The organism is Cellulosimicrobium funkei, assembly GCF_900155925.1.
Classification (GTDB): domain Bacteria; phylum Actinomycetota; class Actinomycetes; order Actinomycetales; family Cellulomonadaceae; genus Cellulosimicrobium; species Cellulosimicrobium funkei.
This window is the reverse complement of the sequence record NZ_FTMI01000003.1, coordinates 468,292-481,392: the sequence shown is the minus strand read 5'-3', so window position 1 is coordinate 481,392 and position 13,101 is coordinate 468,292. Positions and strand designations below refer to the sequence as shown.

At 77.0% G+C, this 13,101-nt stretch carries 12 protein-coding genes and 1 riboswitch; of the genes, 5 read left to right on the top strand and 7 right to left on the bottom strand.

The features are described 5' to 3' along the window. Nucleotides 1-7: 7 nt before the first annotated feature. From BXA05_RS10335 to BXA05_RS10325, 3 genes are all read right to left on the bottom strand, one after another. Nucleotides 8-661, bottom strand: a complete 654-nt coding sequence (locus BXA05_RS10335; protein ID WP_076404914.1) for a hypothetical protein — start codon at nt 659-661, stop codon at nt 8-10. A 91-nt stretch (nt 662-752) separates the two neighbouring features. Continuing rightward, nucleotides 753-2,627 (bottom strand): DUF349 domain-containing protein, encoded by a 1,875-nt coding sequence (locus tag BXA05_RS10330; protein ID WP_244550436.1) that lies wholly within the window; start codon nt 2,625-2,627, stop codon nt 753-755. Beyond that, nucleotides 2,624-3,373, bottom strand: a complete 750-nt coding sequence (locus tag BXA05_RS10325; RefSeq protein WP_076404913.1) for a peptidylprolyl isomerase — start codon at nt 3,371-3,373, stop codon at nt 2,624-2,626. The genes BXA05_RS10330 and BXA05_RS10325 overlap by 4 nt, the downstream gene beginning before the upstream one ends. Before the next feature lie 290 nt (nt 3,374-3,663). Between BXA05_RS10325 and BXA05_RS10320 the strand changes: the two genes are divergently transcribed. The 3 genes from BXA05_RS10320 (at nt 3,664) to BXA05_RS10310 (ending at nt 6,525) form a co-directional block, all read left to right on the top strand. After that, nucleotides 3,664-4,368 (top strand): MBL fold metallo-hydrolase, encoded by a 705-nt coding sequence (locus tag BXA05_RS10320; protein WP_083711816.1) that lies wholly within the window; start codon nt 3,664-3,666, stop codon nt 4,366-4,368. Between the two features lie 61 nt (nt 4,369-4,429). Then, nucleotides 4,430-5,827, top strand: a complete 1,398-nt coding sequence (gene hisS / locus BXA05_RS10315; protein WP_076404911.1) for a histidine--tRNA ligase — start codon at nt 4,430-4,432, stop codon at nt 5,825-5,827. A 29-nt stretch (nt 5,828-5,856) separates the two neighbouring features. Continuing rightward, nucleotides 5,857-6,525: a M23 family metallopeptidase gene (locus BXA05_RS10310; protein WP_076404910.1), complete on the top strand. Its 669-nt coding sequence runs from the start codon at nt 5,857-5,859 to the stop codon at nt 6,523-6,525. Between the two features lie 17 nt (nt 6,526-6,542). Here BXA05_RS10310 and BXA05_RS10305 read toward each other — a convergent pair whose 3' ends face one another. The 3 genes from BXA05_RS10305 to BXA05_RS10295 are packed head-to-tail and all read right to left on the bottom strand — an operon-like array spanning nt 6,543 to nt 9,890. Continuing rightward, nucleotides 6,543-7,331 carry an energy-coupling factor transporter transmembrane component T family protein gene (locus BXA05_RS10305; RefSeq protein ID WP_076404909.1) on the bottom strand — a complete coding sequence of 263 codons (789 nt, stop codon included), beginning with the start codon at nt 7,329-7,331 and terminating at the stop codon, nt 6,543-6,545. Then, nucleotides 7,328-9,184 carry an ABC transporter ATP-binding protein gene (locus tag BXA05_RS10300; RefSeq protein ID WP_076404908.1) on the bottom strand — a complete coding sequence of 619 codons (1,857 nt, stop codon included), beginning with the start codon at nt 9,182-9,184 and terminating at the stop codon, nt 7,328-7,330. The genes BXA05_RS10305 and BXA05_RS10300 overlap by 4 nt, the downstream gene beginning before the upstream one ends. Further along, the gene (locus BXA05_RS10295; RefSeq protein WP_083711788.1) at nt 9,177-9,890 is read right to left on the bottom strand and encodes an ECF transporter S component; all 714 of its coding nucleotides are present in this window, start codon (nt 9,888-9,890) and stop codon (nt 9,177-9,179) included. Before BXA05_RS10295 ends, BXA05_RS10300 begins: the two co-directional genes overlap by 8 nt. A 105-nt stretch (nt 9,891-9,995) precedes the next feature. Further along, nucleotides 9,996-10,115, bottom strand: a riboswitch (TPP riboswitch). Between the two features lie 145 nt (nt 10,116-10,260). Here BXA05_RS10295 and BXA05_RS10290 point away from each other — a divergent pair. Both BXA05_RS10290 and BXA05_RS10285 read left to right on the top strand, forming a co-directional pair. Beyond that, complete coding sequence (locus BXA05_RS10290) at nt 10,261-10,698, top strand: hypothetical protein (RefSeq protein ID WP_076404907.1); 438 nt, start codon at nt 10,261-10,263, stop codon at nt 10,696-10,698. 43 nt (nt 10,699-10,741) lie between these two features. Then, complete coding sequence (locus BXA05_RS10285) at nt 10,742-12,397, top strand: Rv2578c family radical SAM protein (RefSeq protein WP_076404906.1); 1,656 nt, start codon at nt 10,742-10,744, stop codon at nt 12,395-12,397. A gap of 6 nt (nt 12,398-12,403) precedes the next feature. Here BXA05_RS10285 and BXA05_RS10280 read toward each other — a convergent pair whose 3' ends face one another. Continuing rightward, complete coding sequence (locus BXA05_RS10280; RefSeq protein ID WP_043660852.1) at nt 12,404-12,871, bottom strand: PPOX class F420-dependent oxidoreductase; 468 nt, start codon at nt 12,869-12,871, stop codon at nt 12,404-12,406. Nucleotides 12,872-13,101 lie beyond the last annotated feature (230 nt).

The following is a 13,101-nucleotide window of genomic DNA, read 5'->3' as shown; positions in this document are numbered from 1 at the left end:
GACCAACCTAGACCGGGTCGTCGGTCCCGGCGAGCAGGAGCGCGAGGGTGCGCCGCGCCTGCGCGCGGCCGGCCCACCGGTGGCGCAGCTCGAGCGACCGTGCCGCCGCACGGGCGTCGAGCCCGCACACCGCGTCCAGCCGGCGCAGGGTGCTCAGCGCCTGCACCGGCTCGCACCGGGTGGCGACGTCGAGCGCGGTCCGCAGCACCGACGTGACGAGCACGCCCGCGACGAGGGTCGTCTCGTCGCGCAGCACGTGCGCCTGCCGCGCGGCCCGGCCCTGCCGCGGCGGCGGACGGTGACGCCCGGGCGGGTGGACGACGTCGAGCACCCGGGGCGGCGCGGAGCCGCACAGCACCCACGCGGCGGCCGCGCCCGCGAGCACCGTGCCGCGCGGCACCTGGTCGCGGACGGCGAGCGCGCGCAGCGTGGGGGTGACGGGGACGCTCGCCGGAGCGGCGACGTCGCCCCACAGCCGACGCAGGGCGCCCGCGCGGACGAGCTCCTGGAAGGCCGCCGGCCCGCCGACCTCCTCCGGGACGACGAGGAGGCCGACCTCCGGTCCCGGCGGCGCGAGCAGGTGCGCGAGCGCGGCGGCGGGGACGTGCCCCGTGGCGCGGGCGGGTACGGCGTGGTCGGGCGCGGTCGTGGCTGCGGGCACGGCCCTACCGTGCCGCACGGCCGTGGGGACGCGGAAGGGCCGGCGCTCGTCTGTGGACGAGCGCCGGCCCTGCGACCGAACGGGACGTGGGTCAGCCGCGCGAGTCCTCCGCCGCGCGGACGACCTGCTCGAGCCAGGAGCGCCGCGCGGCGAGCGCCGTCTCGGCCTCCTTCACCGCGCGCGCGTCCCCGCGGCTCTGCGCGGCGGCGAGGTCGGCCTCGAGCGCCTCGATCGCGGCCTCGAGCTGTGCCGCCGCACCCTCCGCGCGGGCGCGCGTCTCGGGGTTGCTCCGCGTCCACTGCGCCTGCTCGGCGTCGCGGACCGCGTTCTCGACGGCACGCAGGCGGCCCTCGACGCGCTGCAGGTCGCCGCGCGGCACGCGGCCGGCCTCCTCCCAGCGCTCCTGGAGGTCGCGCAGCGCCGCCTTGGCCGCGGCGAGGTCCTTGACGGGCACGAGCGCCTCCGCCTCGGTGAGCAGCGCCTCCTTGACCTCGAGGTTCGCCGCGTACTCGGCGTCCGTCGCGGAGTTCACCGCGTCGCGCGCCTGGAAGAACGTGTCCTGGGCGGCGCGGAAGCGAGCCCACAGCGCGTCGTCGTCCTTGCGGCTCGCCCGGCCCGCGGCCTTCCAGCGCGCCATGAGGTCGCGGTACGCGCCCGCCGTCGGGCCCCAGTCGGTGCTCGACGACAGCGCCTCGGCCTCTGCGACCAGCTTCTCCTTCGCGGCCTTGGCGGAGGCGTTGCGCTGCTCGAGCTCGGCGAAGTAGTGCCGGCGCTCGCGGTCGAACGCGGTGCGCGCGTGGCTGAACCGCTTCCACAGCGCCTCCTCGCTCGCGCGGTCGATGCGCGGTCCCGAGCGCTGGGCCTCCTTCCAGCGCTCCAGCAGTCCGCGCAGCTCCTCGCCCGCGGGCCGCCACTGCATGCGGCTCGGGTCGGTCGCGGCGATCTTCTCCGCAGCCTCGATGATCTCTGTGCGGGCCTCGAGAGCCGCGGCCTTCGCCGCGGCGCGCTCCGCCTCGAGCTGTGCGCGACGCTCGGCAGCGGCGCCGCGCAGCGACTCGACCTGCGCCCGGAGCCCGTCGAGGTCGCCGACCGCGGAGGGCTCCGCGGTCTCCTCGGTGAGCCGGGCGATCGTCTGGTCGATCTCCTTGACCGACAGGTCTGTGCTCGTCAGCCGCGCCTCGAACAGCGCGACCTTCGCCTGGAGGTCGAGGTAGCGGCGCACGTACAGCGTGAGCGCCTCGTCGGCGCCGACGCCCGGGAACTGCCCGACGGAGCGCTCGCCCGCGCTCTCGCGGACGTACACCGTGCCGTCCTCGTCGACCCGACCGAACGCGGCGGCGGCCTTGGCGGCGGCCGAGTCGTCGGCCAGCGCCGGGACGGCCGGGACCTCCGGCACGACGGCCGCTGCGGCGGGAGCGCCCGCGGCCGGGGCGGCCGGCTTGCGCGGTGGGTGCGGGAGCGCCGACGGCTTGGGCCGCGGCCCGGGACGCGGGGCGGCGGGCCGGGGTGCCGCCCCGGCGGGTGCCGTCGTCTCAGCGGGTGCCGTCGCCCCGGTGGTGGGAGCTGCGTCGTCGGCTGCGTCGGCGGCAGGCGCCTCCGCTGCCGCGGCAGCGGGCGTGTCGGTCTCGGCCTCGGCGGCGGGAGCGTCGTCGGCCGCGGGGGCCCCGGTCTGCTCGGCCGCGGGGGCGGTCGCGGCCTCCGCTGCCGGTGCGTCGGTCGCCTCGGCCTCGGCGGCAGGCGTGGCCTCCACCTGCTCGGCCGGGGCGGCGACCTCGGCCGCGGCGGAGGCGGGACCCTCGTCGGTGGCCTCGGTGGCCTCGGTGGCCTCGGTGGCCTCGGTGGCCTCGGTGGCCGAGGTGGCCTCCGGCGTCGGCTCCACGTCTGTCGCGTCGACCCGTCCGGTCTCGCTCGCCTCCGCGGGCTCCGGTGCCGGTGCGCTCGCCTGGTTCTGGGCGGGATCGCTCACTGGGTCTCAACTCCTTCGATGGTGACCGGGGTGGCGGGGGACCCGTCGCCGGATCCGTCCTGCGTCCCCGCGTCAGCGACTGCCTGGACGACGTCCAGGCCGGACGTGATGGTGCCGAACACCGTGTAACCACCCGCCGCGTCGGACGGGATGGTCGAGTCCTCGTAGACGAGGAAGAACTGCGAGCCCATCGAGTCGCCGTCCCCGCCCTGGCGGGCCATCGCGACGGTCCCCGCGGGGTAGACGTCGTCGGTGGGGGCGTTCTCGACGGGGCCGAACTTGTAGCCCGGGTCGCCCGTGCCGGTGCCCGTCGGGTCGCCGCACTGGAGCACGTAGATGCCCGACGTCGTGAGGCGGTGGCACGACGTGCCGTCGAAGTACCCGGACTCGGCGAGGGCCACGAAGCTCGCGACCGCCTGCGGGGCGGCCGCGCCGTCGAGAGTGAGCGTGAGGTCGCCCGCGCTCGTGGTGAGCGTCGTGGTCCAGTCACGGCCCTCGGCGGCGGACGCGGGCGGCAGGGTGTGCTCGCCCGACGGCGCCGCGCCCGTGCCTCCGCCCGGGTCGGTGCCGGGATCCTGGGTGGCGGCGAGCGCCCACCAGACGGCGACGCCGATCACGACGAGCGCGACGACGACGCCCACGATCGACCACGTGCGCTGGCGCTTCGCCCGGAGCTGGGCCACGTGACGGTCCCACTTCTCCTCACGACGACGCGCCTGCTCGCGCTCGCGACTCTTCGTCGACACCCCAGCTCCTTCGTCCGGCGCCGCGACGGCGCGCACGGTCGACCCCGGTGCGGCCGTGGTCGGTACGGGACAGTCTAGGCACCGAGAACCCTGGTGGCGGGTGGATTTGCCGCGCGCAGGTCACGGTCCGGTATCGACGCCGCCGCCCGAAACCCGTCCTGCGCTCGCCCGGAGCCGCCCCGCCGCCCGTGCCGCGGGCTACCCTCGCCCTCGTGGACCGACCTCGTGGCACGACGCCGACTCCCTCTGCCGAGCACGGCCCGACCCCGCCCGGACCGGCCGTGCACGTGGTGGTGGCGCCCGTCTTCGGCACGAACTGCACGGTCGTGAGCGCCCCGGGCGGCGACTGCGTCGTGGTCGACGCGGGGGCGGGGGTCGCGGACGCCGTCGTCGGGCACGTCCGCTCCGCGGGCCTCGTGCCCCGCGCCGTCCTCGCGACGCACGGCCACGTGGACCACACGTGGGACGCCGCGGCGCTCGCCGACCGCTTCGGGGTGCCCGTCGTGCTGCACGCGGCCGACGCGTACCGGCTCGCGGACCCGTTCGGGAGCCTGGAGCACGGCGGGTCCGCCGCGAGCCGGCCGGGCGCCGTCGTGTCCGGCCCGCTCGGCGCGGCGCTCGCGGCGGCAGGCGCCGGGCCGCAGGATTACCGCGAGCCGGGCCGCGTCGAGACGTTCGACGTGCCCGCGGGCGGCGAGCGGGAGCTGCGCTGGGGCGGCGTCGCGCTGCGCGCGGTGGGCGCGCCCGGGCACACCGAGGGCTCCACGCTCTACCTGGTCGGCGAGCCGGGATCGGGCCTCGTGCTCAGCGGCGACGTCCTCTTCGCGGGCTCCGTCGGCCGCACCGACCTGCCGGGCGGGGACGGCGCGACGATGGCCCGCACCCTGCGCGACGTCGTCGCGCACCTGGACCCGGCCTGGGACGTGCTCCCGGGGCACGGCCCGGCGACGACGGTCGCGCGCGAGCTGGCGACGAACCCCTTCCTCGCCCGCTGAGCGCGGGTCCGGGGGCCGGACGATGCGGTCGCGGGTGCCGGCGTCTGGGAAGATCTGACCCATGGCCAGGCCCACACCCCTCTCCGGTTTCCCCGAATGGCTCCCCGACGGTCGCATCGTCGAGCAGCACGTCCTCGACACCCTGCGCCGGGTGTTCGAGCTGCACGGGTTCGCCGGGATCGAGACGCGCGCGGTCGAGCCGCTCGACCAGCTCCTGCGCAAGGGCGAGACGTCGAAGGAGGTCTACGTCCTGCGCAGGCTCCAGGAGGAGCCGCAGGACGACGCCGCGGCCGGGTCGGCCGCGAAGGGCGACAAGCAGCTCGGCCTGCACTTCGACCTGACCGTCCCCTTCGCGCGCTACGTGCTCGAGAACGCCGGGCACCTCGCGTTCCCGTTCAAGCGCTACCAGATCCAGAAGGTGTGGCGCGGCGAGCGCCCCCAGGACGGGCGCTTCCGCGAGTTCACCCAGGCCGACGTCGACGTCGTCGGCGCGGGCGAGCTGCCCTACCACTACGAAGTCGAGCTGCCGCTCGTCATGGCCGAGGCCCTGGGCGCGCTGCGCGACATCGGCGTGCCCGAGGTCCGCGTCCTCGTGAACAACCGCCGGGTCGCCGAGGGGTTCTACCGCGGACTCGGCATCGACGCGGTCGACGACGTCCTGCGCCAGATCGACAAGCTCGACAAGGTCGGCCCCGAAAAGGTCGCCGCGCTGCTCGAGTCCGAGGCCGGCACGACGCCCGAGCAGGCGCAGGCGTGCCTGGCGCTCGCGGGCATCAGCGGGAGCGACTCCGGCGTGGTCGACCGCGTGCGGGCGCTCGCGGCCGAGCACGGCGTGGAGAGCGAGCTGCTGGAGACCGGGCTCGGCGAGCTCGGCGCGCTGATCGAGGCCGCGAGCGTGCGCGCCCCGGGCGTCGTCGTCGCCGACCTCAAGATCGCGCGCGGCCTCGACTACTACACGGGATCTGTCTACGAGACCGTGCTCGTGGGCCACGAGCAGCTCGGCTCGATCTGCTCGGGGGGTCGCTACGACACCCTCGCGTCCGACGGCGCGAACACCTACCCCGGCGTCGGGCTGTCGATCGGCGTGTCCCGGCTCGTGTCGCGCCTGCTCTCCGCCGGCCTCGTGCGCGCGACGCGGTCGGTGCCGAGCGCCGTCGTCGTGGCCGTCACGAGCGAGGAGACGCGCGACGCCTCCGACGCGGTCGCGCACGCGCTGCGCGCCCGCGGGGTGCCAGTCGAGGTCGCACCCGCGGCCGCGAAGTTCGGCAAGCAGATCCGCTACGCCGACCGGCGCGGCATCCCGTTCGTCTGGTTCCCCGGGCGCGTCGAGGACGACGGCACGCGCTCGCCCGACCAGGTGAAGGACATCCGCTCGGGGGAGCAGGTCGACGCTGACGCGGCGACGTGGGAGCCGCCCGCCGAGGACCGCTTCCCGCGCGTCGTGCCCGCGGAGGGCTGACCCCGCCGCACCGGGGAGGGGAGGGCGCCGTGACGCGACCGGTCGAGCTCGCCCTGCCCTTCCAGGGGACGTGGCTCGTGCGCAACAGCCCGGCGCGCCGCGTGCCGAGCCACGGCACCGACCTCTTCGCGACGACGTACGCGATCGACTTCGTCGCCGTCCGAGGGCGGCGCACCGCCGCCGTGCGCGACTGGCGCACCGCGCTGAGCACCGAGCCGCCCGAACGGTTCGTCGCGTTCGGGCGGCCCGTGCTCGCCCCGGCGGCGGGCACCGTCGTCGCGGTGCACGACGGCGAGCCCGACCACGAGGCCCGCCGGTCGCCCATCGCGCTGCTCGGCTACGCGCTCACGCAGGCGGGGCGGGCGCGCGGTGGCGCCGCCGCGCTCGCGGGCAACCACGTGGTGCTCGCCCTGGACCCGCCCGGCACGTACGTCGTCCTCGCGCACCTGCGCGCCGGGTCCGTGGCCGTCGTGCCCGGCCGACGGGTCGAGGCGGGCGACGAGCTGGGCCGGTGCGGGAGCTCGGGGAACTCGACGCAGCCGCACGTGCACCTGCAGGTCATGGACGCGCCGGACGCGCTCGCCGCCCGCGGGCTGCCGCTCGTCTTCCGGGGCTTCCGCGAGCGGTCCCGCGACGGCTCGTCGCGCGTCGTGGACCTCGGCGTCCCGGCGGAGGGCGCGGTCGTCGAGCCTGCGTGACCGCGGTCCGGCAAGCCTCACGCCGTGAGCGCGCCCAGCCCCGTGACCCAGCCCGCACGGACCCCGACGACGACCACCGCCGCGGCGACGGCGAGCACGACGACCGCGGCGACGACGTCGGGCACGCCGAGCGGGACGGGCCGCGCCGTGGTGCGTGGACCGGAGCCCAGGCCGCGCGACTCGAGCGCCACGGTCAGGCGCTCGGACCGGCGCACGGCGCCGACGAGGAGGGCGAACGCGGCGGTCCCGAGCGCGCGGGGGGACCGGGGGAGCGTGCCGGGCCGCCGCCGCGGGTCGCGCACGGCCTGCGCGCAGCGGATCGTGTGCCAGGCGTCGGGCAGCTCGACGAGCAGCCGGTGGGCCGCGAGCACCGCGTACGTCCACGTCAGGGGCAGCCGCCCGTGCTGGTGGAGGCTCGTCATGAGGTGCACCGGGTCGGTCGTCACCGCGACCGTGAGCGAGAGGGCGCCGACGAGCAGCGTGCGCACGGCGAGCCCGGCGCCGATCGTCAGGCCGTCGGAGCCGACGGTGACCGGCCCCAGGTCGACCGGGTCGCCGCCGGGCCGGGTGGCGACGTTGACGACCAGCAGGCTCGTCGCGAACACGAGGAAGGGCACGTGCGCCAGGGCGAGCGTGCGCACGGGGACGCGTCCCGCGACCAGCAGCGCCGCGACCGTGAGCACCCACCCGATCGCGGGGGTGTACGGGTCGGTGACGAGCAGCGCACCCGTCGACACGACGAGGACGGTCGCGAGCTTGACCGTCGGGTTCCAGCGCCCGAGGGGCGTGCTGTGCGGAGCGGTCACGGGACGACCTCCGCGAGGGCTGCGGACGCGGTCTCTGCGGGGTCGGCTGCGACGGCGCCGACGGTGGCGTCGAGCGCCCGGACGAGCGCGCCCGGGTCCACGCCGTGGCGGCGGCCCGTGCGGGCCCACCACGCGAGCAGGGGAGGACGGCGCAGGCGGGCGCGCCGGCACAGCGCGTCGTCGGCCAGCACGGTGGCGGGCGGCCCCAGCGCCACGAGCCGGCCGCCGACGACGACGGCGACACGGTCGGCGAGGGCCGCGACGAGCGCGAGGTCGTGCGTGACGACGACCACCGCGCCGCCCGCGTCGGCGCGCTCGCGCAGCGCGTGGGCGACGGCGTCCGCCTGGGCGCGGTCGAGCCCCGACGTGGGCTCGTCGGCGAGGAGGACGGGCGGGTCGAGCACCGTCGCCGTCGCGAGGGAAAGGCGCCGCTGCTCGCCGCCGGAGAGCCGGTACGGGTTCGCGTCGGCGAGGTGCGCGAGGGCGAACGCGTCCAGGGTGCGCGCGACGCGTCCGTCGACGCCGTCGAGCCGCGCGAGCCGGGCCGACCAGGCGACCTCGTCGCGGACTGTGCGCGCGAGGAGCTGGTGCTCCGGGTCCTGGAACACCGTCGCGACGGGCGCGCCGGGCGCCGTCGTGACCTCGCCCGTGGTCCGTTCGAGTCCCGCCAGCCCACGCAGGAGGGTCGACTTGCCGCCGCCGTTCGGCCCCACCACCGCGAGCACCTCGCCCGCGCGCACGTCGAGGTCGACGTCGCGCACCACCGGCGTCTCGTCCCGCCCGCGCCGTCGGCGGCCTGTCGCGGCGCGGTGCACCGCGAGGCGACGGGCACGCAGGGCGACCGGGCGGTCAGGGGCGAGCGCCGCCGGGCCGGTGTCTGCGTCACGGGGGTCCGCGGCGCGGGGGTCGGCGGTGCGGGGGTCGGCGGAGCGCGCGAGGTTGACGAGCCAGGCGTCGGTCGCGGGTGCGCCGAGCGGGCCCGGGGCTCCGGCGTGCTCCAGCCGGATGTCGAGCGGCAGCCAGCACCCGAGCGCGGCGAGCGTGGCGGCGTGCGCGCGCAGGACGGCGGTCGTGGGGCCGTGCGCGACGACGCGACCGGTGTCGTCGAGCACGAGCGTCGCGGCCGGGAGTGTCCCGACGTCGTCGAGGCGGTGCTCGACGAGCACGACCGACCGGCCGGGGGTGTCGGGCGCGTCCCGTCCGGGCGCCCGGACGAGCCCGCCCACGAGCGTCCCGACCTCGTGCGCCGCCGCCGGGTCGAGGAACGCCGTCGCCTCGTCGAGGACCACGAGCTCGGGGTCGGCGACGAGCGCCGCCGCGAGGGCGACGCGCTGCGCCTCGCCCCCCGACAGCGCGTGGGTCGGCCGGTCGTGCAGGTGGTCCGCACCGACGGCGGCGAGCGCGGTGGCGGCGCGGGCGTCCATCGTGCGCGGGTCCGCCGCCCGGTTCTCGAGCGCGAACCGCAGCTCGTCGTCGACGCGGGCGAGGCAGAGCTGGTCGCCCGGCCGCTGCTGGACGAGGCCGACGCGCGCGGCGAGCGCCGCCGGGGTCGTGTCGCGCGGGTCGACGCCCGTCACGCGCAGGTCGCCCGTGACCGACCCCGGGAGCGTGTGGGGCACGACGCCGACGAGCGCACGCAGCAGCGTGGACTTCCCGCAGCCCGAGGGGCCGAGCACGAGCAGCCCGGTGCCCGCGGGGACGGTGAGCGTGAGGTCGTCGAGCACGCGCGTGCCGTCGTGGCCCACGGTGACGGTCAGACCGGCGGCGGCGACGGCGTCGGGCACGTCGCAGGGCACGTCGCCGGACACGGCGTCCGGCGTGACGTCCGGTGCGGCGGTCGGTGCCTCAGCCACGGCGGTCGGCCCCGATCGCGAAGGCGTCGAGCGCGCCGGTGCGGGCGAGGGCGTCGCCGAGGAGGCGCGCCGCGATCCCGCACAGCACGACGCACGAGACGACCTGCACGCCGAGCCGGAGCATCGCGTAGTCCTGCCCGAGCCAGCCGAACCGGACCGCGTTGAACGCGTACGTGACGAGCGCCGCGCTGACGCCCGACGCGACGAAGACCCACCAGCCGTAGCGGCGGTACCGGGTGAGGGCGAAGGGGATCTCGGCCCCAACGCCCTGGACGAGCCCGACGAGGACGAGCAGCGGGCCGGCGGGCGACGCGAGGAAGACCACCTCGACGAGCGCCGCGAGCGTCTCGGTGAGGATGCCGACGCCCGGCTTGCGCACGATGTACGTCGCGAGGGGGCCGACGACGATCCACGCGCCCGCGAGCACGTTGGCGGCGAGGTCCGCGAGCGGTCCCATGGCGAGCTGGAGCGGGGCCCAGAGCTGCACGAACGCCCAGTAGACGAACCCGAACACGACCCCCAGCACGGCGACGAGGACCGTCTCGTGGAGGGTGAGGCCGCGGCGACGGGCACGGCTCGGGGGAGCGGCGACGGCCTCGTGGAGACCAGGGGCGGGCCGCGCGCCGTCGGGCACGCCGTCGGGCGTGGCGCCGGGCGTGGGGGTGGGCGGGGTCGCCCGGGGCGGCGTGGTGCGGGGCTCGGTCATGCGGTTCCCTCCGTCGGGCCCCCGGGGCGAGGGGTGCACGACGGCGCGCCACCGCCGCCCCCGCGCGGACGGCACGCGCGGGGCGCGGGCACGAGCGCGCAGGGGACGGTGACGTCCGCCCTGCTCCCTTCGCTGGTACGAACCAGATCAGGTTCCACGGGTCTGCAGGGGGGACGGGTGTCCGGCCTGCACTCTCAGCGCTCGTGCGCTCCCCGGGGGCGTTCGGCCCGACCCTAGGGCCTGGACGGCCGCCGGACAATCCCGGCGTCTCACCCACCGGGACGCCCGGCCGCCGTGAGAAGGTGACGGCGACGAGGCGCCCGCGCGGACCCGGGTACGGGCTCCGACCACGAGGAACGAGGCAGTGCGCATGACCCGAGACAACGACCCCGCCGCGGTCGCAGAGCTGGACCGCCTCGACGAGGCCGTGCGGAGCGCGCCCGCGGGCGACACGTCAGCCCAGATCGCGCTGTGGCGGCAGACGGTGCGCCTCGGCACGTGGTTCTTCATCGCGCGGGGGTCCGAGGACCAGCCGCGTCCGTACGCCGTCGCCGCGGACCAGGGGCCCATGATCTGCCTCTACAGCAGCGCCGCGCGCGCGGACGAGGCGGCCCGGGCGCTCGGTCTGGCGGACGACGAGACAGGCTCCGTGCCGCTGCTCGGGGTACCCGTGCCGGCGGCGATCGACTACGTCGCGTCCTTCGGCGCGGCCGGGGTCGTCGGTGTCGCGCTGGACCACCCGCGCATCGGCCACCACATCCCCCTCGGGAACCTGGCGCTGCTCAAGGCGTGGTCCGCCGACGGCTGACCCGCCCTTGACAGCGCGTTCGAACGTTTGTTCGAATAGCGCGATGCGGTGGGACGGACAGGCGCTCGGCGCGGACGACGGCGCGCTCCCCGGGCTGGAGCGGGTCGGCCTCGTGCGCAGCGTGCGCACGCCCGAGTTCGCGGGCATCACGTTCCACGAGGTCACGGCCAAGAGCGCGCTGTCCAAGGTGCCGGCGATGTCGCGCATGCCGTTCCGCTGGACCGTCAACCCGTACCGCGGGTGCAGCCACGCGTGCTCCTACTGCCTCGCGCCCGCCACGCCCGTGCTGCTGGCCGACGGCACGCAACGGCCGATCGGCGAGCTGCGTGTCGGCGACGAGATCGTCGGCACCGCTCCGCACGGCGCGTACCGGCGCTACGTGCGCACCCGGGTGCTCGACCGCTGGACCACCCGCAAGCGCGCCTACCGCGTGACCCTCGCCGACGGCACGCGCCTCGTCGCGAGCGGCGACCACCGGTTCCTCACCGAGCGCGGGTGGCGGCACGTCGTCGGCGGCGCCGGGCACCGCGCCCGCCTGGCGCTCGGCGACGTGCTCGTCGGGCCGGGCGCCGCGGCGCTCGCGGACGGGCGGCCCGTCCTCGACGGCCAGGACGTCACCGGCGGCGAGGCGCTACGCGTCGACTCCCTGGAAGCACTCGACGGGCCGGGGGAGACGACGGAGCTGGTCGACATCACGACCGGCACGCGTGACTTCGTCGCCGCGGGGGTCGTGAGCCACAACTGTTTCGCCCGCCCCACGCACGAGTACCTCGACCTCGACGCGGGCGAGGACTTCGACCGGGAGGTCGTGGTCAAGGTCAACGTCGACGACGTGCTGCGCGCCGAGCTCGCCCGCCCGTCCTGGGCGCGCGAGGCCGTCGCGCTCGGCACCAACACCGACCCGTACCAGCGCGCCGAGGGTCGCTACCGCCTCATGCCCGGCATCATCGACGCGCTCGCCGGGTCGGGCACGCCGCTGTCCGTGCTGACCAAGGGCACGCTCCTGCGCCGCGACCTGCCGCTGCTCGTCGACGCCGCCTCGCGCGTCGAGGTCGGGATCGGCGTGTCCCTCGCGCTCCTGGACCCCGAGCTCCAGGCGAGCGTCGAGCCCGGCACGCCCTCGCCGCGCGCGCGGCTCGACCTCGTCCGCACGGTCCGGGAGGCCGGTCTGCCGTGCGGCGTCATGGTCGCTCCCGTGCTGCCGTGGCTCACCGACTCGACCCGCGCGCTCACCGAGCTGCTCGACGCCGTCAAGGACGCGGGCGCGACCGGCGTCACGGTGCTGCCCCTGCACCTCAAGCCCGGCACGCGCGAGTGGTACATGGGCTGGCTCGCGCGCGAGCACCCGCGCCTCGTCCCCGGGTACGAGCGCGTGTACGCCCGCGGCACGTACGCCTCGACGGCGTACCGGTCCTGGCTGTGGGACCGGGTGCGGCCGATGCTCGAGGCACGCGGGTTCGGGGTCGCGGGCCACCGCGGCCCCGCGGGCGTCGAGGGCCGGTTCCGCCGCGGCGAGCCCGGCGACCGGCACCGCCGGCCAGGGCCGCCGACGGACGGCGCCTACCCGGCAGGCAGCCTCGCCGTCGACCCGGCGCCGCAGGACGCGGGCGACGGCCACGGTGGTGCGCTCGCGGGCATGCCGGTGGACGGCGGCGGGCTCGACGTCGTCGGCGGGGGAGTGGAGCAGGTCCTGTTCTGACCTGTCTCAGGCGTCGGCGAGGCGCGCCGGGAAGCCGCCCGTCGCCACCGGTCCCCAGCGCGTGATCGTCAGCCGCACGAGCGACTTGCCCTGGGTGACCATCGCCGCGCGGTACTCGTCCCAGTCCGGGTGCTCGCCGCCGACGGCGCGGTAGTAGTCGACGAGCGGCTCGACCGACTCGGGCAGGTCGATCACCTCCGCCTCGCCGTCGACCTGCACCCACGGGTCGGAGAACCGCTCGCCCAGGGACAGCAGCGACGCGCGCGGGTCGCGGCGCACGTTGACCGCCTTGGCGCGCTCCGGGTACGTCGACACGACGACCCGACCCGCGTCGTCGACCCCGTACGTGACCGGGCTGAGCTGGGGACGGCCGTCGGCGCGGGTGGTGACGAGGACGCCGTCGTGCCGGGAGCGCAGGAACTCCTCGAGCTCGTCGCGCTCGACGCGCCGGTTCGTCGCGATGGTGCGTGCCACGGGTGACCCTCCTTCGTGCGGGCGGCGGGCCGGACGGCCCTGCCGCGGCCGGTCGGCCCGTGCGCCCGCGGGCGCGGCGCCGGTCCCGGCGGTGCCGCCACGGGACGTCGCGGCGGCACCGCCACGGTATCCGGTCGCCCCCGCCGGTCGAGAGCGGACCGTCGACCGCCTCCGGTCGGAGGTATCCGGTCGAGCCGCCCGCCCGCCCGCACTAGACTTCAGCGGACGCG